General features: G+C 63.5%; 27 protein-coding genes. 12 read left to right on the top strand and 15 right to left on the bottom strand.

Annotated features, from left to right (window positions below):
• Positions 1-10 precede the first annotated feature (10 nt).
• The gene (locus GCN78_RS15875) at positions 11-1,933 is read left to right on the top strand and encodes a methyl-accepting chemotaxis protein (protein WP_152252568.1); all 1,923 of its coding nucleotides are present in this window, start codon (positions 11-13) and stop codon (positions 1,931-1,933) included.
• Between the two features lie 7 nt (positions 1,934-1,940).
• Here the strand turns inward: GCN78_RS15875 and GCN78_RS15880 are convergent, their stop codons facing one another.
• Positions 1,941-2,840 (bottom strand): LysR family transcriptional regulator, encoded by a 900-nt coding sequence (locus GCN78_RS15880; protein ID WP_152252569.1) that lies wholly within the window; start codon positions 2,838-2,840, stop codon positions 1,941-1,943.
• Positions 2,841-2,949: 109 nt separating this feature from the next.
• Here GCN78_RS15880 and GCN78_RS15885 point away from each other — a divergent pair, with 109 nt between their 5' ends.
• The gene (locus GCN78_RS15885; RefSeq protein WP_152252570.1) at positions 2,950-3,882 is read left to right on the top strand and encodes a DMT family transporter; all 933 of its coding nucleotides are present in this window, start codon (positions 2,950-2,952) and stop codon (positions 3,880-3,882) included.
• On the opposite strand, the gene GCN78_RS15890 is transcribed toward GCN78_RS15885, so the two are convergent.
• Positions 3,883-4,761, bottom strand: coding sequence for a serine hydrolase (locus GCN78_RS15890; RefSeq protein WP_035826880.1), 879 nt, complete (start codon positions 4,759-4,761; stop codon positions 3,883-3,885).
• Between the two features lie 419 nt (positions 4,762-5,180).
• Here GCN78_RS15890 and GCN78_RS15895 point away from each other — a divergent pair, with 419 nt between their 5' ends.
• From GCN78_RS15895 to GCN78_RS15905, 3 genes are read left to right on the top strand one after another with little or no spacing between them, the layout of a single operon-like run.
• The gene (locus GCN78_RS15895; RefSeq protein WP_152252571.1) at positions 5,181-6,437 is read left to right on the top strand and encodes a sensor histidine kinase; all 1,257 of its coding nucleotides are present in this window, start codon (positions 5,181-5,183) and stop codon (positions 6,435-6,437) included.
• Entirely contained in the window at positions 6,434-7,183 is a 750-nt protein-coding gene (locus tag GCN78_RS15900; protein WP_152252572.1) for a LytR/AlgR family response regulator transcription factor, read from the top strand. The genes GCN78_RS15895 and GCN78_RS15900 overlap by 4 nt, the downstream gene beginning before the upstream one ends.
• Before the next feature lie 42 nt (positions 7,184-7,225).
• The gene (locus tag GCN78_RS15905) at positions 7,226-7,654 is read left to right on the top strand and encodes a DsrE family protein (RefSeq protein WP_152252573.1); all 429 of its coding nucleotides are present in this window, start codon (positions 7,226-7,228) and stop codon (positions 7,652-7,654) included.
• A 51-nt stretch (positions 7,655-7,705) separates the two neighbouring features.
• Here the strand turns inward: GCN78_RS15905 and GCN78_RS15910 are convergent, their stop codons facing one another.
• On the bottom strand, positions 7,706-7,924 hold the full coding sequence (locus GCN78_RS15910) for a TOBE domain-containing protein (RefSeq protein ID WP_034757699.1): 219 nt from the start codon (positions 7,922-7,924) through the stop codon (positions 7,706-7,708).
• A 164-nt stretch (positions 7,925-8,088) separates the two neighbouring features.
• On the bottom strand, positions 8,089-9,144 hold the full coding sequence (locus tag GCN78_RS15915) for a sulfate ABC transporter substrate-binding protein (protein ID WP_152252574.1): 1,056 nt from the start codon (positions 9,142-9,144) through the stop codon (positions 8,089-8,091).
• Positions 9,145-9,445: 301 nt separating this feature from the next.
• Here GCN78_RS15915 and GCN78_RS15920 point away from each other — a divergent pair, with 301 nt between their 5' ends.
• On the top strand, positions 9,446-9,976 hold the full coding sequence (locus tag GCN78_RS15920) for a GNAT family N-acetyltransferase (RefSeq protein WP_152252575.1): 531 nt from the start codon (positions 9,446-9,448) through the stop codon (positions 9,974-9,976).
• Between the two features lie 66 nt (positions 9,977-10,042).
• Here the strand turns inward: GCN78_RS15920 and GCN78_RS15925 are convergent, their stop codons facing one another.
• Positions 10,043-10,855, bottom strand: a complete 813-nt coding sequence (locus GCN78_RS15925) for a class II glutamine amidotransferase (protein WP_152252576.1) — start codon at positions 10,853-10,855, stop codon at positions 10,043-10,045.
• A gap of 232 nt (positions 10,856-11,087) precedes the next feature.
• Here GCN78_RS15925 and GCN78_RS15930 point away from each other — a divergent pair, with 232 nt between their 5' ends.
• Entirely contained in the window at positions 11,088-11,924 is an 837-nt protein-coding gene (locus GCN78_RS15930) for an EAL domain-containing protein (RefSeq protein WP_152252577.1), read from the top strand.
• A gap of 99 nt (positions 11,925-12,023) precedes the next feature.
• Complete coding sequence (locus GCN78_RS15935) at positions 12,024-12,773, top strand: YcbK family protein (RefSeq protein WP_413465212.1); 750 nt, start codon at positions 12,024-12,026, stop codon at positions 12,771-12,773.
• A 16-nt stretch (positions 12,774-12,789) separates the two neighbouring features.
• Here GCN78_RS15935 and GCN78_RS15940 read toward each other — a convergent pair whose 3' ends face one another.
• Entirely contained in the window at positions 12,790-12,993 is a 204-nt protein-coding gene (locus GCN78_RS15940; protein ID WP_152252578.1) for a DUF3460 family protein, read from the bottom strand.
• A gap of 74 nt (positions 12,994-13,067) precedes the next feature.
• On the opposite strand from GCN78_RS15940, the gene GCN78_RS15945 reads away from it, so the two are divergent.
• Complete coding sequence (locus GCN78_RS15945) at positions 13,068-13,949, top strand: LysR family transcriptional regulator (protein WP_152252579.1); 882 nt, start codon at positions 13,068-13,070, stop codon at positions 13,947-13,949.
• Here GCN78_RS15945 and GCN78_RS15950 read toward each other — a convergent pair.
• Positions 13,925-14,392, bottom strand: a complete 468-nt coding sequence (locus tag GCN78_RS15950; protein WP_152252580.1) for a PACE efflux transporter — start codon at positions 14,390-14,392, stop codon at positions 13,925-13,927. The two genes, GCN78_RS15945 and GCN78_RS15950, sit on opposite strands and share 25 nt — an antisense overlap.
• Positions 14,393-14,574: 182 nt before the next feature.
• Here GCN78_RS15950 and GCN78_RS15955 point away from each other — a divergent pair, with 182 nt between their 5' ends.
• From GCN78_RS15955 to GCN78_RS15965, 3 genes are all read left to right on the top strand, one after another.
• Positions 14,575-15,027, top strand: coding sequence for a hypothetical protein (locus tag GCN78_RS15955; protein ID WP_152252581.1), 453 nt, complete (start codon positions 14,575-14,577; stop codon positions 15,025-15,027).
• A gap of 138 nt (positions 15,028-15,165) precedes the next feature.
• Positions 15,166-16,017 carry a DUF5672 family protein gene (locus tag GCN78_RS15960; RefSeq protein ID WP_152252582.1) on the top strand — a complete coding sequence of 284 codons (852 nt, stop codon included), beginning with the start codon at positions 15,166-15,168 and terminating at the stop codon, positions 16,015-16,017.
• Positions 16,018-16,242: 225 nt separating this feature from the next.
• Positions 16,243-18,294: a putative bifunctional diguanylate cyclase/phosphodiesterase gene (locus GCN78_RS15965; protein WP_152252753.1), complete on the top strand. Its 2,052-nt coding sequence runs from the start codon at positions 16,243-16,245 to the stop codon at positions 18,292-18,294.
• Here GCN78_RS15965 and GCN78_RS15970 read toward each other — a convergent pair.
• From GCN78_RS15970 to GCN78_RS16005, 8 genes are all read right to left on the bottom strand, one after another.
• Positions 18,291-19,334, bottom strand: coding sequence for a hypothetical protein (locus tag GCN78_RS15970; RefSeq protein WP_226939663.1), 1,044 nt, complete (start codon positions 19,332-19,334; stop codon positions 18,291-18,293). The two genes, GCN78_RS15965 and GCN78_RS15970, sit on opposite strands and share 4 nt — an antisense overlap.
• 5 nt (positions 19,335-19,339) lie before the next feature.
• Positions 19,340-20,251 (bottom strand): flagellar hook-associated protein FlgL, encoded by a 912-nt coding sequence (gene flgL, locus GCN78_RS15975; RefSeq protein ID WP_152252583.1) that lies wholly within the window; start codon positions 20,249-20,251, stop codon positions 19,340-19,342.
• A gap of 10 nt (positions 20,252-20,261) precedes the next feature.
• Positions 20,262-21,632: a flagellar hook-associated protein FlgK gene (gene flgK / locus GCN78_RS15980; RefSeq protein ID WP_152252584.1), complete on the bottom strand. Its 1,371-nt coding sequence runs from the start codon at positions 21,630-21,632 to the stop codon at positions 20,262-20,264.
• Positions 21,633-21,713: 81 nt separating this feature from the next.
• A complete protein-coding gene (locus GCN78_RS15985; RefSeq protein WP_413465213.1) occupies positions 21,714-22,121 on the bottom strand; it encodes a flagellar biosynthesis protein FlgJ in 408 nt (135 codons plus the stop codon).
• 108 nt (positions 22,122-22,229) lie between these two features.
• Positions 22,230-23,342, bottom strand: coding sequence for a flagellar basal body P-ring protein FlgI (locus GCN78_RS15990; protein WP_152252585.1), 1,113 nt, complete (start codon positions 23,340-23,342; stop codon positions 22,230-22,232).
• A gap of 9 nt (positions 23,343-23,351) precedes the next feature.
• Complete coding sequence (gene flgH / locus GCN78_RS15995; RefSeq protein WP_152252586.1) at positions 23,352-24,014, bottom strand: flagellar basal body L-ring protein FlgH; 663 nt, start codon at positions 24,012-24,014, stop codon at positions 23,352-23,354.
• 11 nt (positions 24,015-24,025) lie between these two features.
• On the bottom strand, positions 24,026-24,814 hold the full coding sequence (flgG, locus tag GCN78_RS16000) for a flagellar basal-body rod protein FlgG (protein WP_170909686.1): 789 nt from the start codon (positions 24,812-24,814) through the stop codon (positions 24,026-24,028).
• 32 nt (positions 24,815-24,846) lie between these two features.
• Positions 24,847-25,575: a flagellar basal body rod protein FlgF gene (locus GCN78_RS16005; RefSeq protein ID WP_099664392.1), complete on the bottom strand. Its 729-nt coding sequence runs from the start codon at positions 25,573-25,575 to the stop codon at positions 24,847-24,849.
• Position 25,576 lies beyond the last annotated feature (1 nt).

A 25,576-nucleotide genomic window follows, 5' to 3' on the forward strand; every position in this document is an offset into this window, starting at 1 on the left:
GGAGTCCATCATGTTGTCTTCCCTTCGCACGCGGCTGGTGCTCATTTGCGTGGCCATCGTCGTGCTGTCCATGCTGGCCTTGTCGGTCGCCAATTACCTCACCACGCGCAGCAGCATGCTGGCGTCGGCCGACCAGCAGATGCAGCAGCTGCTGCAAAGCCAGTCCGCCGTGCTGGCGCAATGGGTCGATGGCAAGAAAAAGGTCATGGCGTCCGTCGTCATGTCGGCCGAGACGCCCGATCCGCTGCGCGCCTTCCAGATCGCGGAAAAGGCCGGTGACTTCGCGGAAGTGTTCATCGGTTATGCGGACAAGCGCTCCGTGTTTACCCATCCGGGCCGTCCTGCCGATTTCGATCCCACCGCGCGCGCCTGGTACACGGACACCGTGAAGGCCGGCGTGCCGATGCTCACGCCGCCGTACGTGGACGCGGCCAGCCACAAGCTGGTGGTGTCGTTCACGGCGCCCGTCGGCCCGAAAGAGGCGCTGCTGGGCGTGGCGGGCGCGGACGTGCTGCTCGATACGGTGATCGCCAATGTGGTGGCGATCAAGCCGACGCCGCACAGCTTTGCCTTCCTCGTCGACCAGGCCGGCACCATCATCGCCCACGCGAACAAGGACCTGAGCCTGCAGCCGGTGGGTAAAATCGATGCGGCGCTGTCGGCCGCGCAGGTCAACCGGCTGGAAAGCACGCGCACGAGCGACGCCGTGCGCTTGAACGAGCGCGACGGCATGCTGTACGTCACGCGCGTGGCCGGCACCGACTGGCTGCTGGCCGTGGTGCTGGATCAGCAGGAAGCCATGCAAGCCTTGCAGACGATGCTGACGACGGCCACCGTCACGGCCGCGCTGCTGACCGGGCTGGCGGCGCTGCTGCTGTCGCTGCTGGTGTTCAAGATGCTCAAGCGCCTGGAACTGGTGCGCGACGCGCTCGACGACATCGCCTCGGGCGAAGGCGACCTGACGCGCCGCCTCGACGCTTCCGGCGTGGATGAACTGGCGCAGATCGCGGGCGCCTTCAACCGTTTCATCGACAAGATCGCCGCCGTGCTGGTGAAAATCCGCACGGCCAGCGAATCGGTGAAGGTATCGTCGTCGGAAATCGCCGCCGGCAACCAGGACCTGTCGTCGCGCACGGAACAGCAAGCCAGTTCGCTGGAAGAGACTGCGGCCTCGATGGAAGAGCTGACCAGCACCGTGAAACAGAACGCGGACAATGCGCGCCAGGCCAACCAGATGGCGCAATCGGCATCCGGCGTGGCCAGCAAGGGCGGTCAAGTGGTGGCGCAGGTGGTCGATACCATGGCCTCGATCAACGACTCGTCGAAGAAGATCGTCGACATCATCAGCGTCATCGACGGCATCGCCTTCCAGACGAATATCCTCGCGCTCAATGCGGCCGTGGAAGCGGCGCGCGCGGGCGAACAGGGACGCGGTTTCGCCGTCGTGGCGACGGAAGTGCGCAGCCTGGCGCAACGCTCCGCCGGCGCGGCCAAGGAAATCAAGCTGCTGATCGACGATTCGGTGGGCAAGGTCGATTCGGGCGCGCGCCTGGTCGACGAGGCCGGCGCGACGATGCAGGAAATCGTCGACAGCGTGCGCCGCGTCACCGACATCATGGGCGAGATCACGGCCGCCAGCGTCGAGCAAAGCTCGGGCATCGAACAGGTGAATCAGGCCATCGCGCAGATGGACCAGGTGACGCAGCAGAACGCGGCCCTGGTGGAGGAGGCGGCCGCCGCGGCGGAAAGCCTGCAAGACCAGGCCAGCACCCTGGCGCAGGTGGTGGGCGTGTTCAAGCTCGATGAGGGGCAGGCGCCGGCGCCGGTCAAACCGGCGGCGCGCGCACCTGCCGTGCAGCGCATCGCCAGCCGTCCGGTCGCCAAAGCGGCTGGCCGCAAGGCGGAACAGTCCGAGGAGTGGGAGACTTTTTAAGCAGCGCTCAGGCGCGCCGCGGCGCCAGGGTCGGCGCCATCTGCCTCGCCACCGCAAAAAAAGCGTTGGTGGCGGGCGTGTTCTGGCGCCGGTCGCGCACGGCCAGGCCCACCTTGCGGCTGACGGGTGGATTGAGCGGCAGCGCCACCAGCTCCGGATACTGCTCGCGCAGGCGCTGCGGCAGCGCCAGTTCGGCGACGATGGACAGGCCGTCGCCACGGCTGACCATGTCGAGGATGGTGATTACCTGACTGATGCGGTAGGGCACCTGCGGCTGCAAGCCCGCGTTGGCGAACAGCGGCTCGATCAGGCAGGCGCAACCCGCCTCGGACATGATGAACGGCCCTTCGCACAATTGGGCCAGGGTGATGGCCGTTTCGCCGGCCAGCGCATGGCTGCGCGGCACCAGCGCCATCATCTGGTCTTCCACCAGCGGCGCCGTATCGAATCGTTCGTCGGGCAGCACGACGAAGCCGACGTCGACCCTGCGTTCGCGTATCCACTGCACCACTTCATGGTCGGCGCCTTCGTCGATGCGCAGGGTGATGCCTGGATAGCGCAGGCGAAATTGCGCTGTGATGGCCGGCAGCAGGTTCAACGACGAGGTGGGGCCGAAGGAGCCGATGCGCAGGCTGCCCTGGCGCTGGCCCAGCACGTCGGCCGCTTCCTGCCGCATGGCTTCGGACAGGCCGAGGATTTCACGGGCGCGCACGAGCAGTTGGCGGCCCACGTCCGTCAGTTCGGCCGACGCCTGGTGGCGCACGATCAGATCCACGCCCATCTCCTTTTCCAGCGCTTTCAACGCATGCGAGACGGCCGACTGGCTGATGCCCAGCTGCGCGGCGGCGGCGGAAAAACCGTGCAGTTCGGCCACCAGGGTAAAAATTTCCAGCTGCGTGAAGGTCATGGTGTGGTTTTGTTGGGTTATGAGTATTTACTCATTATTTCATGAGTTGATATTAGTATTAATATATATCCAGACCACCCGCCGCGCAAGCGGTCAAACAGGATATCCCATGTCTTCTTCCGCCGTACCTTCCGCCGCCTTGCCTTCCGTGCAATCGCCGCTCGTCTACCTGAAACTGATCTTCGTCGCCCTGTTCTGGGGCGGCACCTTTATCGCGGGGCGCGTGCTGGCGCAGCAGATGCCGCCCATGACGGCGGCCAGCGGGCGCTTCGGCGTGGCCGTGCTGCTGCTCGTCGTGCTGGCGTGGAAACTGGAAGGGGGCTTGCCGCGCCTGGACCGCAAGCAATTGATGACGACGGCGGCGCTGGGCCTGACGGGCATCTTTCTGTACAACCTGTGCTTCCTGGCGGCCCTGTCGCGCATGCCGGCGGGACGCACGGCCCTGTTCGTGGCCTTGAATCCCATCGTCACGGCGCTGGCCTCGGCCATGCTGTTCCGCGAACGCCTCGGTTCCTTCAAGTGGCTGGGCATCGTGCTGGCGTTTTGCGGCACGGCCATCGTCATCACGCGCGGCGATCTGGCCGGCGTACTGCACGGTAACGGCGGCGGCATCGGCATGGGCGAGGTGTACATGTTCTGCGGCATTTCCAGCTGGGCCGCCTACACCCTGATCGGCCGGGTGGCGCTGAAGGGTTTGAGCCCGATCGCCGCCACCACGTATGCGGCGATGTGGGGCCTGGCCTTCTTGCTGGTGGGGGCGGTGGTGGAGTTTCCCACCGTGCCATGGCACAGCTTTGGCTGGCAAGTGTGGGCCGCCATCGGCTACCTGGGCGTGTTCGGCACGGTGATCGGCTTTGTCTGGTACTACGAAGGCGTAAAAGCGCTGGGCCCGTCGCGCACGGCCGTGTTCAACAACCTCGTGCCCGTGTTCGGCATCGTGCTGGCGGCGGCGCTGCTGGGCGAGCCGGTGCTCGTCTCGATGCTGGTGGGCGGCGCGGTGACGATTGCCGGCGTCATCATGACCAACCGGCAAGCGAAGTAATTACTTGGCGCGGCGGCGCTTGCTTGGTTTCGCCGGCGCCTTCTTGTGCCGGCTGACGGAGGCGCGCATCACTTTCGGCTCTTCGATGCCGTTCTCGGCCGCCAGCATGCGACGGATGTTGACGGCGTCCATGGCGCGCACGGAATTGGCGCGCGCGTTGAGCAGGATCATGGTGGCGAACTTGCCGGCCGACTTGATGCGCATGATCAGGCAACGGCCCGCTTCATTCGTGTAACCCGTCTTCGACAGGCCGATGTCCCAGCCCTTGGCGCCCACCAGGCGGTTCGTGTTGTGGTATTCCACGTCGCGGCCCTTGATCTGGATCACGTCCTTCGAATCGGTGGTGATGCGGCTGATTTCCGGGTAGCGCGAGGCGGCCACGGCCATCTTGACGAGGTCGGCCGCCGTCGACTGGTTATTCGGCGACAGGCCCGTCGGTTCTTCGATCACGGTCTGGCGCATGCCCAGCGCCTTGATCTTGGCGTTGACGGCCACGGCAAACGCCGTCGGGCCGCCGGGGAAGGTGCGCGCCAGCGAGGCGGCGGCGCGGTTGTCGGATGACATCAGCGCCAGTTGCAGCACGTCGTGACGGCTCAGGGTCGCGCCCACCGGCACGCGCGAGGTGCTGTGCTTCAGGGTGTCGACATCCTCGCGGTCGATGCTGATCTCTTCCTGCATGTTCGCCTTGGAGTCGAGCACGACCATGGCCGTCATGAGTTTGGTCAGCGAGGCGATGGGCACCACCACGTTGGAATTTTTTTCAAGCAAGACTTTGCCTGTGCCATCTTCGACCACCAGTATCGACTGGGAACCGAAGGGCACGGCGATGGCCGCTGTCGAAAGCGTCATCAGCACCGCGGCGAACATTTTTTTGAGCATGGGATTGTATGTGGGAAAGCAGTTTTGGGGCGCCATCGAGGGCGCTGCGCGCAAATCCGGAAGCGGACCGCGCGGGGACGCGGCGTGTATCTCGGAGGCAATATTTGCCAAGCTTAAACAATACCATTAAAGATCAAGCGATGTCTACGGCATAGGCCCGGGACAGGCGGCGTTGCGGCCAATTTGGCAAATAAAAGGGGCTAATCTTGCCGTAGTGAAAATTGTTGCGCAATTATTGATTTCGTCTTGGAAACTTCGTATTATTTCAGCAATATTGGCAGCCATGGTCCGGCAGGCGCCATGCGCTTCGTCGTTGATGCCTGCCCCTTCGTGCTTCGTCGCCCCGCGCTATGCCCCGCAACAGGGTCGCCGTAGACTGCGTTCATGCCTGAATCACAGACCACGGAGAACGCATTGTGTTGAAAAAATATACGGACTGGTACCGCAGCATCGACGAAGAATCGCTGCGGGTGCTGAAACATCCCGAGCTGGCGGAGCAGGTCCAGGGAAAGGTGCGTCGCTACATCGCCATGAAGCTGGTCAAGTTGACGCCGATCGAGCGCCAGCAGTTGCACGCTTTCCTGCTCAAGTATCGTGGCGCCGGTTTTTACATTGCCGCGTTCAAGCTGATGCTGTTGTTCAGCGCCATCGGCGTCGTACTGCACCTGCTGCTGCCGGCCCGCTTCGAATTGCTCAAGGCCCTGGTCTTCAGCAACGGCCTCGGTTTTGCGCTGGCGTGGGGTCTGGTGGGCGTCTGGTTCAATTACCGCAGTTCCGTGCGCTACAAGTTCAAGAAACTCTTGCTGATCGTCTCGACCTGCGCGGCAGGGGTCGCGGCCGGCGTGCTGCTGGCCGGCTTGAGCGATACCGGTTCCATGAGCATGGCCTTCGAGCGCTTGCTGCGGGTGGGCGGCATCGCCTTGCTGGTGGCCGGTTTGTTTTACATGGTGCCGCTGGCGATCGTGACCACCTGGCGCAACCGCCAGTACGAAGCGCTGACGGTGCAGTTGCAGCAGGATGCCGAGCGCGACCGATTGGCGCGCGAACTGAGCGAATCGCAGCTGCGCCTGCTGCGCGCGCAGATCGAGCCGCATTTCCTGTTCAATACCCTGGGCGCCGTGCAGCAACTGGCCGAGCAGGGAGCGCAAGGCGCCGGACGGGCCGCGGCATTGACGGCCGACCTGATCGCGTTTTTGCGCGCCAGCCTGGCCGAGATGCGCAGCGAGCAAGTGTCGCTGCAAAGCGAGTTCGACATGGTGGCCGCGTATTTGCGCGTGATGCAGGCGCGCATGGGGTCGCGCCTGCACTATGCGTTGGACTTGCCGGCCGAGCTTGCGCAAGCGACGATACCCAGCATGATCTTGCTGACCTTGGCTGAAAATGCCATCAAGCACGGTATTGAACCATCGTTGCGCGGCGGCGAGATCCGCCTGTCGGCGCTGTGGGTGGACGGCATGCTGCGCCTGCGCGTGCAGGACACGGGCATGGGCTTGCCGGCCAGCGGCGCGGGCAGCGCGCCGGGAAGCGGCCTGGGCCTGGAAAACGTGCGCAGCCGGCTGTTGCTGTCCGATCCGTCCGCCAGCCTGAGCCTGCGCGACGGCGACGAGGGCGGCGTGATCGCTGAAATATGGCTGCCCATTACCATTGCATCCAGCCTGAAAGAGCCTGCCGCATGAATGCCACCATCCTGATCGCCGAAGACGAACCCTTGATGCGCGAACGCCTGCAAATGCTGCTGGCACAAGCCTGGCCCGAAGCACAGGTCGTGCTGGTGGCGGAAAACGGCAACGACGCCTGGGACGGTTTCCTCGAGCACGAGCCGGACGTGGTCTTCCTCGACATCCGCATGCCAGGCATGTCGGGCCTGGAAGTGGCCGAGCGCATCGGCAAGCGCGCCCACGTCGTGTTCGTCACGGCCTATGACCAATACGCCGTCGATGCCTTCGACGCGGGCGCCGTCGACTACCTGTTGAAACCCGTGCAGGCCGAGCGGCTGCAGCGGGCGCTGACCCGTTTGCGCGACAAGCTCGGTGCGCAGCCGGCCGACATGGCGCACTTGCTGCAATCGCTGCGTGCGGCGCTGCCAGCGCCGCCGCGCGAAAGGCTGAAATGGATCAGGGCCAGCGTGGGCAAGCAGATCCGCCTGATCGACATCGACGACGTGCTGTTCTTCCAGGCCGACACCAAGTACACGCGCGTCGTGCTGGCCGGCTCGGAGGCGCTGGTGCGCACGCCGCTGAAGGATTTGTTGGGCAGCCTCGATCCGGAGCAGTTCTGGCAAATCCACCGCGGCACCATGGTCAACGTGAAAGCCATCGAGGCGGCCGAGCGCATCGACGCCGAGCGCATGCAGGTGCTGCTGCGCGGCAGCACGGAAAAACTGCCCGTCAGCCGCACGTTTACCTATTTGTTCAGGGATTGATATGATGGAAATGTTTTTAATCTATCACTAAATGGACATCTCATGACAATCTTGCGCCGCTGGTTCACCACCATCCTTCTTTCCTTGCTCGCTTGCAGCGCCGTCGCGGCAGTGCAGAAGGAGGAAAAGGTGGTGTATCACGTCAATGACGCCAGCAATGCCACGGCTGCGCTGAAGAATATCCGCAATCACCTGGACGCCAGCCCCCAAGCCACCATCGTGCTCGTCGCACATGGCCTCGGCATCGATTTCCTGCTCGACGGCGCCATCGACAAGAATGGTTCACCGTATGACGTGGTGGTGCGCGAACTGGCCAAGCGCGGCGTGAGCTTTCGTGTCTGCAATAACACTTTGCAAGGACGCAATATCGACCGTCAGCGCGTGCTGCCCGAAGCCATCATCGTGCCTTCGGGCGTGGCCGAGCTGAGCCGCTTGCAGTGGCAGGAAGGGTATGCGTATATCAAGCCCTGACGCACGCGCCGATGCCGGATGGCAAGGGCGCGGCGCATGGGCGGACGAAGCTTACTGGATCTTGGCGATCGACACTTCCGTCGATTTCACCAGGGCGATGACTTCGCTGCCTACTTTCAAGTCCAGGTCCTTGATCGAGCGCGAGGTGATCACCGAGGTGACGATGCCGTGCGGCGTTTCCACATCCACTTCGGAGACCACGGGGCCAAAGATGATTTCCTTGATCTTGCCGCGAAACTGGTTGCGTACATTCACTTCCGAGATAGCCATGCTGTTTCCTTTGTGCCCGTAATACGCCGTGCGGCGCGACAAGGCCAGAGTACGGCGCGCGCGCCCTTTTGACCACGAATCGATGCGCATATCGATATGCGTAAACAGGCGCGGACATAAAAAAACCGGGACGAGTCCCGGTTTTTTATTGATCTGGCGCAAGCTTACTTCTGATAAATCTTGTCGAACTCGCCGCCATCGTCAAAATGTTTCTTTTGTGCTTGTTTCCAGCCGCCAAAGACATCGTCGATGGTGAACAGGGTGATCGGCTTGAAGCTGGCTGCGTATTTCTTGGCCACGGCTGCCGAGCGGGGGCGCAGGTAGTGCTTGGCGACCAGCTCCTGGCCCGGTTCCGAGTACAGGTATTGCAGGTAGGCCGTGGCTTCCTTGCGGATGCCGCGGCGGTCGACGACCTTGTCGACGACGGCCACCGGCGACTCGGCCAGGATGGAGATGCTTGGATACACCACCTCGAAGTTGTCGCCGAATTCGGCGCGCACCAGTTGCACTTCATTTTCAAACGTCACCAGCACGTCGCCGATTTCACGCTGGGTAAATGTGGTGGTGGCGCCCCGGCCACCGCCGTCGAGCACGGGCACGTTCTTGAACAGCTTGGTAACGAGGTCGCGCGCCTGCGCTTCGCTGCCGCCCTTTTTCACGGCATAGCCCCAGGCCGCCAGGTAGGTGTAGCGGCCATTGCCCGAGGTTTTCGGATTCGGCACGATGACCTTGATGCCGGGCTTGGCCAGGTCGTCCCAGTCCTTGATGTGCTTCGGGTTGCCTTTGCGCACCAGGTACACCATGGTCGAGTAGAACGGCGCCGCATTGTTCGGGAATTTCTTGGCCCAGTCGGCCACCACCAGGCCACGGTCGACGAGGATGTCGATGTCGTTGGCCTGGTTCATGGTCACGACGGACGCTTCCAGGCCATCGGCGACGGAGCGCGCCTGCTTGCTGGAACCGCCGTGCGATTGCTTGATGGTGATGGTTTCGCCCGTTTTGGCTTTCCAATCAGCAATAAATGCGGGATTCACGTCCTTGAACAGTTCGCGCATCACGTCGTACGAGGCGTTCAGCAAGACCACCGGCTCGGCGGCACTGGCGGCCATCGGCAAACTCATGGCGGCGGCGGAAGCGGCCAGGGCGCTGGCCAGGAACCAGCGGCGCGAGCGTTGGGTGAGCGTTGCTGCGGCAGTCGAGACGGCGTTGGAATGGGTCATGTTGAACTCTTGTTGTGAGAATAGATAGACATAGTCTAAAATTCCGGCCGGAAAAGAAACGAATTTTTCGTAATATGCTTAGACTTGATTCCCGTTTGCGCTAAAAAACATATATCGATTTCTGGAAACATTCGTGGGCAAGATGCGCATCAGCACTTAGTCTGCAGGCATCGCGCCATAGGCAAAACCGGTCCGTCGCGTGCGGCAAAAAACCCGAAAGCGCCGCTTGGTGTATAGTCGAATCGCACGATACAGGGGTAAAACCGCCTGCATCGGCAACTGGAATATTTTGTGAGCGTACATGAGTCTTGAAATTCGTATTGCAACATCGACCGACGCTTTCGAGGCGTGCAACGTATTACGACGCTCCATCGTCGAATGCTGCAGCCTCGATCATCGGGACGATCCAGCCATCCTGGAAGCCTGGCTGGGCAATAAAACACCGCAGATGGTGGCGTGCTGGTTTGCGTCGCCGACCAATTTTTCGCTCGTCGCAGTCGAGCATGGCGCCGTCGTCGGCGTCGGCTTGCTGACGCGGGCAGGCAAGCTGGCCCTGTGCTACCTCCTGCCCGAGGCGCAAGGCCGCGGCGCCGGCAAGGTGCTGGTGGAGCGGCTGGAGGCGCAGGCGCGCGAGTGGGGCATCAAGGCCTTGCAACTGCACAGCACGGCCAGCAGCCAGGCCTTTTTCGTCAAGCAGGGCTATATCGAGGCGGGCAATGTGCGTTCGCCGTATGGCGTGGAAACGATTTTTTGCTGGAAACAGATTGATCCCGCCGGTATCGCCAGCGGCGACCCCAAGCGCAAGCGCTTTTGCAACTGCAATTCGGCCTGACGGCCCTTCCGCACCTCAGCCCGCCCATCTGGCGGCGGGCCTTCCCCTTCCTTTGCATATTTTCCCTCAGTAACTGATCTGGATATACACGCCTGGCTGTGCGCTCTCGTTTGCCGGCAGCAGCGTGCCGCCGGCGAACAGTTTCAGTTCGCCGGGCGCGAACGCCAGCCAGTCTTCGTTTTGCGTCAGGGGATGCGTGGCGATGACGGCGATGCGGTCATCCAGGTGGTTGTGCTGGCGAAAGTCGATGCTGCGCTCGCAGTCGATCAGTTGCGCCACGGAAAACGGGTATTCGCGTATCACATAGTGCAAATGCGTGGAACAGTGGGCAAACAGCAGCTCGCCGTCCGACAGGATGAAATTGAAGGTGCCGTGCGCGGCAATCTCGCGCGCCACTTCGCCGATGGCGGCGCGCAACTCGGCGCGCATGGGTTGGCCCAGGGGAAAGCGTGTGCGCAAGTGGGCCAGCAGGTGGCAGAACGCCTGTTCGCTGTCCGTGTCGCCGCTGGCGTGATAGTGGGCATTGGCGGGCGGGCGCCACGTTTTCAGGTCGCCATTGTGGGCGAAGGACCAGGTCTTGCCCCACAGCTCGCGGGCGAACGGGTGGGTGTTTTCCGGCGCGATGCGGCCCTGCGTGGCCTTGCGGATGTGCGCGACGATGTTTTTCGCCTTCACGGGATGCCGCTGCACCTGGGCCGCCAGCGGCGAATCGATGGCGGCCAGGTGATCCGTCAGCAAGGTGCAGCCGCTACTGGAATGATAGGCGATGCCCCAGCCGTCGCGGTGCTCGTCCGTGCGTCCGCCCCGTTCGGCAAAGCCGGCAAAGGAAAATCCCAGCGCCGCGGGCTTGCTGCTGTTCATTGCGAGTAACTGGCACATGGCGGCCCTTCCTGATGGTATCGGTACACGCCCACAGTAAAGGCCGGGGCAGGCCGCTGGAAGGAATGTTTCCGACTATCGTTATGCGCCGGCCGTCGCATCCCTTATGTGCTGGGCGCATATCAAATGGCGAAACCATTCGTTCTCCTTTGCTTGGCAGGGCCTTACTCTGCACACTTTGGCGCCGCCTTCCCCATGCGGGCAGTTGGCGCAGTCCGATGAAGGAGCATGTATGCCATTTCCCGTCCTGAAAAATTATCTGGCCCGCCTGTCGCATCAAACCCAGGCCGGCACCAGTGTCTGGCTCGACGGGGAGGGCAGGGCGCTGGGGCGCTTTTTCAATTGCACCATGACCAGCGCCTTCCAGCCGCTGCGCGAACTGGACAGCGGCAAGCTGGTGGCCTTCGAGGGTCTGGCGCGCAGCGTGTCGAAGGCGGACGAGGGCTTGTCGCTGTGGCGTTTGCTCGATCACGCGGCCAGCGACGACGAATCCGTGGAGCTGGACCGGCTGTGCCGCATGCTGCACGCGATTAATTTCTTCCGCCAGAGCGAAGCGGAGCAGGCCGACCTGTACCTGAACGTGCATGACCGCCTGCTGAGCGCAGTCAGCAGCAATCATGGCCACGCCTTCCAGCGCATCCTCGACGCGCTGGGCTTGCCCATCGAACGCATCGTGCTGCAATTGCCGACGGTCACGCCGAACCAGGGTTGGCTGCTCAACTACGTGGCTGACAATTACCGGCGCAACGGTTTCCGCCTGGCCATCAACGTGGCCGGCGTGCAGGAGGCCACGGGCATGCTGGAGCGTTTGCACCCGCATGCGTTCAAGCTCGACGCGGGCAATCTCAGCGACGAGCAGGCCGTCGCCAGCTTTGTCACCGTGTGCCATGCGGCAAACATCCGCGTCATCTTCAAGCGCCTCGACACGCCGGCCGCGCTGGCCGCGCTGCAGCGCGTCGCCGCCACCACGGGCTTGCCCATCGTCGCCCAGGGCTATTTGCTGGATAAACCGTTGACGGCGCTGGCGCAGGCAAACAGGGCCGTCGCGGCCAGCGCGGCCGCCGCGTAGGGCGCCGGATGCTGAAATGAGGGCGACACGATAGGCATTGAGGGTTTTTCTTCGCAGCACAATACGCTATAGTATTCCCATCGTTAAATTGGACTGACTATGGCATCGCGCAGAAATTTTCTACATCACGGTATGGGCCTGGCCGCGCTGGGCCTGGTTGCCACCCCGCTCATCGGCTGCGCCTCGCGCACGGCCGCTCCCGCCTCGGCTTCGGCCAGCGCCAAGCCGCGCGCGCCGCGCACGGGCGTGCCGCCCCAGCCGACGCAACTGGCCAGCGTCGACCGCTCGATCACGTCGCAGTCGCGCCAGGCCATCACCGAACTGGAACCGCCTCCCGACATTTTTGATGCGCAGGCGCTGGACCTGGAATTCTGGCTCAAGCCCCGCACCCTGGAAGTGGTGCGTCCGGCCAGCAATGAAAAGGCGAAACTGCTGTACTGGAAAGATGGCGAAGTCATCGATTCGGCCTACCAGGAACTGTGCCACCTGCTGCGCGACGTGAACGGCAAGAAGACGGCGCCCATCGACCCGAAACTGCTGGAAACCCTGTGGGGCACGCAAGCGTTCGTGGCCCGCTACGGCATCGAGCAGCCGCTGGAGATCCTGTCGGGCTACCGCACGGCCGAGTCGAACGGCAAGCTGCGCGAAGCGGGCGTGCCGGCCGCGCGCCAGTCGCTGCACATTTCGGGCCGCGCCGCCGACATCCGCGTGGCGAATCTGAATGCGGAAGTGCTCGGTTCGCTGGTGCGCAGCTTCAAGCAGGGCGGCGTGGGCTTCTATTACCGCTCCGGCCCGCGTGGCGGCTGGATCCATGCGGATACGGGATTGCAGCGCGTCTGGAAGGGTTAAACCTTAGCACTGAGCGCTAGTCATAGTGATACGGCGGCTCCGGCACGCTGTCGCGTCCGGCGCGCCGCCATGCGTCGAAATTCACGGGGCGTTCCCAGTAAATGCGCCAGCCCAGGCGCTGGCTCGTTTGCGCCTCGGGATGGTCGCGCAGATAGGCGTCGATGAAGCGCGTGAATTCCGAGACATAGCCGCCGCGGCGGTAGGGAAGTGGACGAGTCATGGCTCCTCCTGCTGTTGACATTTCTTTCATTCTATCGCCAGCGGCGGAAAAGCGTCGCCCGTTTCCAGCTTCCCATGAAACTCTCCAGCCATAACATCGAACTATTCCTGGCCGTCGTCGACGGCGGCTCGTTCTCGGCCGCCGCGCGCGCCCTGCGGCGTGCGCCGTCGGCCGTCAGCATGGCGATGGCCAATATCGAGGCGGAACTGGGCATCGCGCTGTTCGACCGCGGAGCGCGCGAAGCCGTGCCCACGCCGGCCGCCACGGCCCTGATACCGCATGCGCGCCTGATCGCCGAGCAGTTGAAGCAGTTGCACCTGCACGTGCAGGAATTGTCACAGGGACTGGAAAGCCGCATTTCGCTGGGCATCGCGGCCGAACTCGACCATACGCCCTTCCTGGCCGCCGTGCGCGCGCTGTCGCAACGCCATCCGCTGCTCGACATCGAGGTGCTGACGGCGCCGCAGGACGACGTGCTCGACATGCTGCACCGGGGCCGCATCAGCGCCTGCATGGCTTTCGCGGGCGGGCGCATCAATCACGAGGAACAGTTCCAGCTGGTGGGCAGCGATGCCTTGCTGGCGATTATCTCCACCCAGCATCCGCACAGCGCTGCCGGCCAGCCCCTGTACATCGAGGAATTGGTGAATTTGCGCCAGATCATCGTCGCCAGCCGCGAACTGGACCTGGCCGATGCGCGCCCCGTGGTGGGCTTGTCCTACTGGCGCACGGACAGTTTGCCGATGGCGCTGGCCATGGTGGAAGCGGGGCTGGGCTGGGGCAACTTTGCCGCCTCGGCCATCCAGGACTCGCTGGCGGCGGGGCGGGTGCGTTGCGTGGCGTTCAAGAATACGGGCAATGGCCTGGTTGTGCCCATCCACCTGGTGTGGATGAAGGACCGGCCGCTGGGCATGGCGGCGCGGTCTTTTCTTCAGTTGCTCAGCGAAGCGGCCTGAACATCGGTGGAGGCTTCCTTCGGCTGCTGCGCCGACAGGGGCACGCCGAACAGGCCGTCGAAGAAATAATTGAAGATGAAGCTGTAGCACGGGATGATCAGCATCAGCGCGAAGTCCAGCACGAACGCCTGCCACAGGCTGATGGCTAGCCACCAGGCGATCAGCGGGATCAGGTAGATGACCAGGGTGATCTGGAAACCGATCGCATGCAGGATGCGGCGCCAGACGGTGCGCGTGCGCGACACCTGGCGGATTTCCCAGTATTCGAAGGCCGTGTTGTAGAGCAGGTTCCAGATCACGGCGATGCTGGTGATCATGATCGCCAGCGGTCCCGTACTGGTGGGCGATTCGCCTGAAAGCAGGGTCAGCCAGGCCGTGGAAATGGCCATGCCGATGATTTCAAAGGCGGTGACGTAGACGATTTTGCGTTTGATGCCTTGCATGTAAAGCCTGTAAAGAAGAGATGGCGCGTATTTTAAGTCAGTCTTGCTGATGTTTGAAGTCGATAGCTGTCAGTTTTTCTGATTGATTCGCGATGGGAATACCCTGCGTACCGTGAACGGTGGATAATGGCGGCTGGCAGGCAACCGGTCCCGCCGCATCACCGCAGAAAAGGTCAACGAGCATGCAAGGCGCAGCAGACAGCAACACCCCCGACACTTCCAACACATCCGCCAGCGCGGACGAGCGTCCCCGTTTCCGTCCCCGTCCGTGGGAGCATCTGGAAACGCCGTATGACGTGGAAGTGTGGATCGAGGAACATAACCGCAGCATGCAGGACAATATCCGCGCCACGGAAACGGGTGTGGGCATCTGCTTTACCCTGGCCGAAGGCGGCGATATCTATATGCAGACGAGCGCCGATGGCGCCGTCGTGCTCGATGTGACGCCGGATGCGGCCTGGGTCTCTCCCCTGATCAGCGCGGCCACGGGCTGCGAGACGCCGGATTCGTCGCTGTGGATCTTGCCTGACGATAAATTGATCCAGCTGATCGTGGGGCTGTCGAGCCTGGTGGCCAGCACCTTGCTGGTGGTGGGCCATGATTTCGGCTTGCGCCGGCGCGGCATGGGGCGCTGAGGCGTTCGCACGCCGATGGCGTCGGGCGGGCATGGCCCTTGTTGGGCTCCCGTTTGCGCTGTATCATGCGGGCGTTGCAAAATATGCCATGCCCGCGCCGGGCATGCCTTCCGCCTACACTCCGATGAAAAGCCCGCGATGCATAATGACAAACTGGACCTTCGCAACATCAGCCTGGTGTGCGTGGAAACCCGTTATCCCGAGCTGGCCAGCTTTGCCATCGAGCGCTGCCTGGCCGGCGCCGATTTCAAGGAGTGCCTGCTGTTCACTTCACGGCTGCATGACTTGCCCCCGCATATACGCCAGGTGCTGATCGCCCCGATCGAGAGCGTGGAGGCGTATTCGGCATTCATGGTGCATGAGCTGGGCGCCCATTTCAGCGGAACGCATGTGCTCGTCATGCAGTGGGACAGTTTCATCGTGGATGCGCGTCAATGGCAGAACGCCTTCCTGGACTGCGATTACATCGGCGCACCGTGGTCACATCGCCCGGTGGCCGTCGGCAATGGCGGCTTTTCGCTGCGTTCGCGGCGCCTGTACGACCTCTTGCCGCAACTGGCCATCACGCAACCCCATCCCGAAGACTATGCGATCTGCGAGTTGCATGGCGAGCGCCTGCGCGAGGAGTTTGGCGTGCGTTTCGCCACTGCCGCCCTGGCCTCCAGCTTTGCCTTCGAAGGCATTTTGCCAGCTGGTCCCACGTTCGGTTTCCACGGTTTTTTCAACTTTGGCGAAGTGCTGGACGATACGGAACTGACCGGCTACCTGCGCCTGTGCGACGATGCCACGTTGCATGCGCCAGCCGCGCGCGGGCTGATCAAGCAGCTGTATCGCTGCGGCCGCTACCGGATGGCGGCGCGCGTATTGCGCCGGCGCCTCAACGGTGGCGCCGCCATGTTCGCCGATGCCTGCCTGCTTGCCTTGCGCACCGGCGGGCATGCGCTCACGCGCGGCCGCTCGCTCGCCGCTGCGCCGCCGCAGCCGTCCTGACGGCCCGCGCTTGTGGTGAAAGCGGCATACCGGCATGCATCGCTCGACACTGGGCATGGCGCATGCTAGTCTCGCTACTGCACCCACCTTGTTGCCTGGGCGGCAGTGCCAAGGACAGCCATGGATACGCCACCGCTAGCGGTACCTGCTCCGGATTCCTCCTCGCGCGGCCACGACGGCGCGGTCGCGCCCCTGCTTGACGATGGCGTCTTCAGTCCGGAACGGATGAAGGCCGAACGCGAGCAAGCCTATTTCAATGATCTATACCTGCTGGCGCCCGTCGCCTATTTCGTGCTCGGGCTCGATGGCGTGATCGTGCAGGTCAACCTGGTGGCGGCCGAATTGTTCGGCCTGGTGCGCGAGCGCCTTGGCCACGTGCTGTTCCGTTCATATGTGCACGATGCGTTCCGCCACGATTACGAGCAGTTCGTGCAGCGCGTGCTCAATAGCAGCGAGCCCGAGCGCATCCAGCTGCAGGTGCGGCTGCGTCCTGACGCGCGCGAGGCCGGCTTTCCCGTCAGCCTGCTGGGCAGCGCCGATCCGAACGGCCAGGCGCTGCGCCTGGTGCTGGAGCAGGCCGAGGGCAAGCTGGCCGCGCTCGAACGCAGCGAAGAGCGCTTCCGGCGCATCGTGCACAGCGCCGAGGAGGGTATCTGGGAAATCGATGCGCGGGCGCTGACCAGCTTTGTCAATCCGAAGATGGCGCACATGCTCGGTTACCAGATCGAGGACATGCTGGGCCAGCCGCTGTCCGCCTTCATGGATGACGAGGGGCGCGCCATCCTGGAGCGCAATATCGCGCGGCGCCAGGACGGCATCGCCGAGCGCCACGAATTCAAGTTCCTGCGGCGTGACGGCGGCACCTTGTGGGCCACGCTGGCCACCAATCCCATCTTCGACTCCGGCGGCGCCTACCTGGGCGCGCTGGCGCTGGTCAGCGACATCACGGCGCAGCGCGCGGCGTCCGAGCGCATCTGGCGGCAAGCCAATTTCGATTCCTTGACTGGCTTGCCGAATCGACATATGTTTCTCGACCGCTTGCAGCACGAGGCGCGTCACGCCAGCCGCGCAGGCGGTTGCCTGGCCCTGCTGTTCATCGACCTCGACCATTTCAAGCAGGTGAATGACCGCCTCGGCCACGAGAAGGGCGACATGCTGCTGCGCCAGGCGGCGCTGCGCATCAGCGAGCGCGTGCGCGCCACCGATACGGTGGCGCGCCTGGGCGGCGACGAGTTCAGTGTCATCCTGGCCGGCGTGGGACAGCTCGCCGGCATCGAGCGCGTGCTGCAGGAATTGACGACGGCGCTGGCCCGGCCTTTCGTGCTCGACGGCGAGACGGCGCAAGTGTCGGCCAGCGTGGGCGTGGCGCTGTATCCGGCCGACGCCGAGGCGACGGACACCTTGTTGCGGCATGCCGACCAGGCCATGTATGCGGCCAAGAGCGCGGGGCGCAACGGCTACAGCTATTTCACGCCCGCCCTGCAGCAGGCGGCCGACTTGCGTCGCGCCACAGTGCGCGAGATGCGCCTGGCGCTGGCGCAGGACCAGTTCGAAGTGCATTACCAGCCCATCATCCGCCTGTGCGATGGCGCCATCGAGCGGGTCGAAGCGCTGCTGCGCTGGCGCCATCCGCTGCGCGGCTTGCTCATGCCCGCCGATTTCATCGCCTTTGCCGAGGCGAACGGGCTGATCATCGATATCGGCGAGTGGGTCTTTCGCCAGGTCGTGCGCCAGGCGCGCCAGTGGCAGGACGCGCACGGCGCCGTGTTCCAGATCGGTATCAACAAATCGGCCGTGGAATTTCGCTGCGACGCCGCGCTGTACCAGGATTGGGGTCATGCGCTGACGCGGGCGGGCCTGGCACCAGGTGCCATCGTCATCGAAACAACGGAAGCCGTGCTGCTCGACGAGGCGCGCCAGGTGGGCGAGCGCCTGCGCCAGTTCCGCGCCATGGGCCTGGCGCTGGCGCTCGACGATTTCGGCTGCGGCCAGGTATCGCTCGGGTGCATCCAGAAGGCCGATATCGACTTTCTCAAGATCGACCGTTCGCTGGTGGGTGAGCTGGGACGCGATGATGCGGGGTTGGGTCTGTGCGAGGCGATCATTGCGCTGGCGCAGCGGCTGGGCGTGAAAGTCGTGGCCGAAGGCGTGGAGACGGCGTCGCAGCGCGATCTGCTGCGCGCCGCCGGCTGTGATTATGCGCAGGGTTATGTCTTTTCAGGCGCGCTGCCCGTGGAGCAGTTGACTGCGATGCTGGCGGCGGACCGGCGTTTTTAATCCAGTCCCAGCAGGGCGACGACGCGCTCGCGGCTGATGCCGACCAGCGCCGAGCTGATCGCCAGCAGCGATTCGTAGCCGGGCTGGCTGGCCTTTTCCGTGAAATTTTCCGCCAGCGTATCCATGCTGACTTTCACTTGCACCGGCTGCGCGCGGGCCACCCGTCCCGTCGCTTGCGCCAGGGCCAGGCTGACGGCGCTGCGTGCCGCCTGCAACTGCGCCAGCGCCTGCACCACTTGCTGCAAGGTGGCGCGCAGGGCTTCCGTGTCGCCAGTATGCCATTCTTCAGGAGCAATGGCGGGCGGTTCCGCATCCGTGCGCACGCGGCTCATCTGGCCGGTCGGGTAGCGGATGCCGCTGCCGCGCACGGACAGGCTGTCGCGCACGTTGGCCCAGGCCGCTTCCGACGTGCTGAACACCAGTTCGCCATTCTCGCCCAGCTTGACGCCGATGCCAGACGGCATCAGTGCGCGGTCGAAGCGGGAAACGATTTCGTTCTCGCTCAGGCCAGGTTCAATATTTACCGAGCGCAAGGCCTGGTTCGCGCCGCCGACGGAAAAGGCCAGCACTTCCTGCGGGCCTTCCTGCAGGCTGGCCATGGTCAGGCCGCGGATGCTGAAGTTTTGCTGCGCCGCCTGCGGGCTGGTATAGCTGAGCTGTGCGTCGAGCGTGCCGCCCGAGGCGCTGGCGCGCTGGCGCCAGGTGTTGCTGAACTGGCGTACCCTGGCCTCGACTTGCCCTTCACGGCCCTGGCGCGCGGCCAGCTTCGCCGCCAGTTCGCTTTTCAGCGCTTGCAACTGGCTGCTGCTGCGCTCCAGGTAGTCGAGTGTTTGCTGCGCATTAGAAATCTCCCCCTGCAACTGGTGATCCCAGTTGCTCAGGCCACGCTGCAGGCTCGCCGTCGAACTCCTCGCCGCCGGCGCGTCGCTGCGTGCGCTGGCGCCGCCTTTGACCGCTGCGGACGCGTCATCGACGGCGCGGGCTGTGCCGGCGCCTTTGGCATTGACGCCGGAAGAGGAGGAAGTCTGAACGATTTGCATGATGGTCAGAGAAGATCAAACAGGGAAATGGTGCCAACCTTGGCGTAGGCTTTATAGGTTGCCTGCAGGGCCGTCTGGTAGCCGGTCAGCTCAATGGCTGCCGCACCCATGTCGGTCTTTTTCAAGTCCAGCAGGGCCGAATTGTTCGACAGCGACACATTGGCCAGGTTGCCGGACAGCGTGGTGAGGATGTTTTGCGCGCCGCCGAAGATGGCGATCTTGCCGGAGAGCAAATCCATGCCGTCGTCGGTGCCATCGAGGCCTGCGCCAACGATGGCGCGCACGGCAGGGTCGTTGGGGCTGACGCCGGGCTTGCCCAGCGCCTCGATGACCTGGTCGATCTTGTTGAGCCACACTTCCAGCTTGTCCACATCGACATTGGCGGCCTGCGTCACGCCATTGCCCACCACCACGGTCTGCGTGTCGGTATTGCCGATGTAGCTGTAGCGCGAGCCGACGGCTGCGTTCAGGTCGTATTTGATCGCGGGCTGGTCGGTAGCGGTGCCGGAAAACATGTAGCGGCCTTCCTGGTCCTTCAGGTTGGCCGTGTACAGCACGCTGTCGCGCATGGCGATCAGCGATTGCGTCATCGCATTCAGGTCGTCCGGCGCATTGCTGCCGTCGGCGGCCCACACCAGCAGGTCGCGCGCCTGGCCCATGTCGGTGACCATGCTCGACAGATAGTTTTCATTCTTCAGCAGGCGCACTTTTACCGTGGCGATATTGTCCTGGTATTGCGTGACCATGGCTTGCTCGCGCGTCAGGCGCGAAATGCGCACGTTACCGATCGGATCGTCCGATGGCAGCTGGATGCGCAAGCCCGAGGCCATCTGCTGGGTCAGGGAATTGATGCGTTCTTGATTTTGCTGAAGAGAAATATTAATCAGCGATTGATACTGGCTGCTGGCGACACGCATGCTCTTCTCCTTAACCCATCATTTGCAAAGTGGCATCAAACAAGGTGTTCGCCACGGAAATGACTTTCATGTTTGCCTGATACATATTCTGGAATTCCACCAGGTTCATCGCTTCCTCGTCCTTGTTCACGCCGCTGGTGGACTTCCAGTCGTCGATGGCTTGCGCGCGCACCGTGTTGGACGTCTTCAGCAGGGCCTGGTTTTGCTGGCTGTAGATGGCCAGCTTGCCGACCAGTTGCGTGTCCGCGTCGCTCATCAGGACATTACCCACCCAGCTGACGTTGATCGGTTGATTTTTGATATCGATCAATTTTTGCAAGTTGCCGCTGTCGCCGGCCGCACCCGTCAGCGACAGGGCCAGATCCTTGGCGTTGAAGCCGGGAGTAATGCTCAGCTTGCCATTCGCGTAGGCCAGCAGGGGGCCGCCGTTGTTGCCAGGAGGCGGGGCCATGGTCGTGCCCAGTGCCAGCTGCGCATTGACCTTGCTGGTCAGCTGCGTGGCCAGGTCTTGCAGCGACTGTTGCAGCGGCTTCAGGGTATTTTTCTCGAATTCACCCAGGCCGCCCATCTGGCCGCCGATGGCTGACATGTCGAGGTTGTACGAGGACTTGGCGAAATCGAGTGTCAGGGTTTGGTCGCCCGTGTTCGTCATGTTGCTGCTCAAGGTGCCGGCAATGCTGCCGATGACCAGCGGCTGGCCCGACTTCAGCGCGATATTGCGCGAGCCGTCCGGCTGGTCGAGGACGTCGATGCCCATTTGCGCAGCCAGGCCGTCGATCAGCTGGTCGCGCGCATCCATCAGCGAGGACACGTTCGTGCCCGCTGCCGTGGAGGTGCTGATGCGCTGGTTCAGCGCGGCGATATTGGCCAGGGTGGTATTGGCTTGCGGCACGATCGCTGCGCGTTGCTGCTGCACCGACAGCAACTGGTTGGCCATGACGGTGCTGATGCTGTTGAAGCGCTGCGCCATGGCGTCGGCCGAGGTGATGATCTGCTGGCGCAGCGGCGTCGACGTCGGGTCGACGGCAGCGGCGTTGAGGGCGGCGAAAAAGCCGTCGATGCCGTTGCTGATGCTGGAGGCATCATCGCCCATCACGCGCTCGAGTTGCGTCAGGTACGGCTGGGTCTGCGAACGGGCGCCCTGGTCGGATGCGGCACGCCACATTTGCTGACTTTTATAGGCATCGGCAAAGCGCAGCAGGGCGGACACTTCCACGCCATTGCCGGCCGAGCGCACGCCCACGCCGGCGCCAAGCGAAGACAACAGCACGCCTTGACGGGTATAGCCCGCCGTTTGCAAGTTGGCGATGTTCTGGCTGGCCGCGTTGAGTGCGGCCTGGGCGGCGATGCTGCCTGACAATGCATTGCTGATGATGCTCATTGGGCAAGTTTCTTTCGTGAAGAGTGGGGCGCGCGTGGGTGGGCAGGCCTTGAATCGTTGTTACCTTGTACAGGCGACGCTTCAGACGGATTTATTAAGCGGCGCCGCCATATTGTCGCTCTTGACAGCGCCGTTGGCCGTATTCTTGGCGGCCACGGGGGCGCCGGCCACCGGCAGCAGCTGGCGCAGGATGGCGTCGGCGATGCCGAAGGCGCGCTGGCCGGCCATCTTGTCGGCCACCAGGTTGTCAGCCATTTCCAGCATGTCGCTGTTGATGGGGTCCTTGAAGACGCTGTCTTCGCCCGCCATCTCGCGCGTGCCCGAACGCATCTGGCGCAGCATGTGCGAGATGAAGAACGCCTCGAACTTGACGGCCGCCTCGGTGGCCTTGGCCGCATAGCGGGGATCGGCCGGCGTGGCGGCGGCGGGAGAGCGGTCGTCGAGCGCCGAGGGCAGGTCGCTGCTGCTGTCGTTTACATTCATTTCCATTCAGCTTTCAGTGTTCGTCAAAATGTTCAGGGCAAGGCGCATTGCCGAAGGCAGTACGAATGTACGACGAGGCAGTGCAACGCAGTCCTGGGCTTTTTGACGGGCACGTTAGATAACCACCAGTTCGCCTTCGATGGCGCCAGCCTGGTCGAGGGCTTGTAAAATTGCCATGATGTCATCGGGCGAGGCGCCCAGGCTGTTGACCACGTCGATGATGGCTTGCAGCTTGGCGCCGGCCGGCCACTTGAACATATTGCCGTTGCCCTGGTCGACGGACACTTTCGACTGCGGCGTGACGGTGGTCTGGCCGCGGCCGAACGGCGCCGGCTGGCTGACGGCCGAGCTTTCCGAAATGACCACTTTCAGCGAGCCGTGCGTGACGGCGGCCGCCTTCACGCGCAAGCCCTCGGCGATGACGACGGTGCCCGTGCGCGAATTGAACACCACTTTCGGCGTATCGACGCCCACGTCGACGCTCAACGCTTCCAGCTTGGCCATGAAGGCCACGCGCTGGGTCGGGTTTTCCGGCGCCAGCACTTCCACGCTGGTGGCGTCGCGCGTGGTGGCGACGGCGCCAAAGCGGCGGTTGACGGCTTCGACGATATTGATGGCCGTCTCGAAATGCGGGTGGCGCAAATTCAAGGTGACGGTCGGCTTGGTCGAGAAATCGCTGAGGATTTCGCGTTCGATGTTGGCGCCGTTGGGAATGCGGCCCGAGGTGGGTGTATTGACGGTGACGGAAGAGCCGCTCTTGCCGGTGGCGTTGAGGCCGCCGACGACCACGTTGCCTTGCGCTAGCGCGTACGTTTCATTGTCGGCCGCGCGCAATTGCGTCAGCAGCAAGGTGCCGCCGCGCAAGCTTTTCGCATCGCCCAGCGACGAGACGGTGACGTCGATGGCCTGGCCACGGCGGTATCCTGGTGGAAACACGGCGCTGACCATGACGGTGGCGACGTTCTTGCTTTTCGCTTCGGCGCCGTCCGGCATCTTCACGCCGAACTGCTTGAGCATGTTGACCACCGACTGGCTGGAAAACTTCACCTGGGTGGTGTCGCCGCTGCCGTTCAGGCCCACGACGAGGCCATAGCCGACCAGCGGGTTGTCGCGCACGCCCTCGATACTGACCAGGTTGCGCAGCACTTGCGCGGCGCTGGCGGGCAGGGCAAGGCCGGAGAGCACGGCCAGCATGGCTGCCAGGGGCAGGGCGGAACGAAATTTCATGAGGTCACCTTAAAACGGCATCCATGGGCCGACGAAGAAGCGCGTCAGCCAGCCTGGTGTATTGGCTTCGGCCAGGGTGCCCTGGCCGGAATAGGCGATCTGTGCATTGGCGATGCGCAGGGACGAGACCTGGTTGTTCGAATCGATATCGGCCGAGCGCAGATAGCCGCGCAGGCGCACGAATTCCTCGCCCTGGTTCAGGGTCAGCGTTTTCTCGCCCTGCACGCGCAGCAAACCGTTCGGCAACACTTCCTGCACGATCACGGTGATGGCGCCGGACAGCGCATTTTGCTGCGTGCTGGTCGCGTCGCCGGCGAAGTTGCGGTCGGCCGACAGGTCGATGCCCGTCTTCGGGAAGGTCTTGCCGAGCAAATTGGCCGCTTTCACGCCGACGGACGAACCCTTGTTGAACGAGGTGCCCGCCTTCTTGCTCGCTTGCGTGGTTTCCTGCAGGGCCACCGTGACGACGTCGCCGACGCGGAAGGCGCGGCTGTCCGAGATCAGGTCCAGGCCCGCGTCGGGATTGAAGACACCGCCGCCCACGCCGCCGCGCGCAGCGCTGCGCGGCGCCACGGGCAGCGGCGTATCGGAAAAGCTCGGTACCACCGGCGCGGGCGACCGGCTGGCGCAACCGGCCATCAACACCAGCAGCATGGCCGCCGTGGTTTTCATGGCGACTGTCATCAGCGCGCCGCTTGCGCCAGGTATTGCAGCATATTGTCGGCGGCCGACAGCACCTTGGTGTTCATTTCATAGGTGCGCTGGGCAGCGATCATGTCGACCATCTCCTCGACCACCTGGACGTTCGAGCCTTCCAGCGCGAACTGCTTCAGCTTGCCCAGGGCGCCTTCGCCGGGACGGCCTTCCGTCGGCGTGCCGCTCGATGCCGTTTCCTGGAACAGGTTTTCACCGAGCGCCAGCAGGCCCGTCGGGTTGACGAAGCTGGTCAGGTTCAGCTGGCCCAGCTGGGTGCCGTTGACATTGCCCGGCACGGTAGCCGTGACCATGCCGTTTTCGCCGATGGTGATCGCCGTGGCATTGTTCGGCACGGTGATTTGCGGCACCAGCGGCAAGCCCTGGGCATTGACCATCACGCCATTTTCATTGATGCCCAGCTGGCCGGCGCGCGTGTAAGCCGCTTCGCCGTTCGGGCGCAGCACTTGCAAGAAGCCGTTGCCCGTGATGGCGACGTCGAATTCGCGGCTCGTCGTTTGCAGGCTGCCGGTGGTAAACACCTTTTGCGTGCCGACCATGTGCGTGCCGTTACCCAGCTGTACGCCCGAGGGCGACAGGGTGTTGTCGGCGCGCTGCGTGCCCGGCTGCTGCTCGACCTGGTAAAACAGGTCTTCGAAGACGACGCGGTCGCGCTTGAAGCCGACGGTGTTGACGTTGGCCAGGTTGTTCGCGATGGCTTGCAGTTTGGCATCTTGTGCCTGCACGCCGGTCTTGCTGATCCACATTGCTGGATTCATGTGTTGCTCCTAGTAATAGATTGGCGTGGGGCTCAAGCGCCCAGCAGGCGGTTGCCCGATTCCGTCATGGAATCGCTGGCCTTGAAGACTTTCATCTGCATCTCGAAACTGCGGTTCAGGCTCATGGTGGCGACCATTTCCTCGACGGCCGAGACATTGCTGCCTTCCAGGTGGCGGTCGCGGATGCGTACCGCCGGATCGGCTTGCAAGTCTTCGCCGCTGCGCGCCACGATCAGGCCCGCTTCGTTCTTGGTCAGTTCGCCCGCTTCCGCGTTGACCAGTTTGAGCTTGTCGACCGTCTGCATTTGCGCGGTGCCCGGCACCTGGATGGAAATCGTGCCATCGCTGCCGATCGACAGGCTGGTGTGCTCGGGAATCGTGATCGGGCCGCCTTCGCCCAATACGGGCCGGCCATTGATGGTCAGCGCGCCCGTTTCATCGAGATCCATGGCGCCGGCGCGCGTGTAGGCTTCGCCGTTTTGCCACTGCACCGCAAGAAAGCCGGGGCCCGTGACGGCTACGTCGAGTTCGCGCCCCGTTTCCTTGATGGCGCCCGTGCGCGTGCCCACGGCGCTCGACTGCGTCTGCGTCATGTGGCGGTCGTCGTAGCCATAGCCGTTTTGCAACGGCTGGGCGGTGGACACTTCCAGGTTGGCGCGAAAGCCGCCCGTCTCGATGTTGGCCAGGTTGTTGGCGTGTACCTGCTGGGCCCGCAGGGCCCGGTCGGCCCCGCTCATGGCGGTATAAATCAGCGCATCCATT

The organism is Janthinobacterium rivuli, from assembly GCF_009208735.1.
In the GTDB taxonomy this organism is placed as follows: Bacteria; Pseudomonadota; Gammaproteobacteria; order Burkholderiales; family Burkholderiaceae_D; genus Janthinobacterium.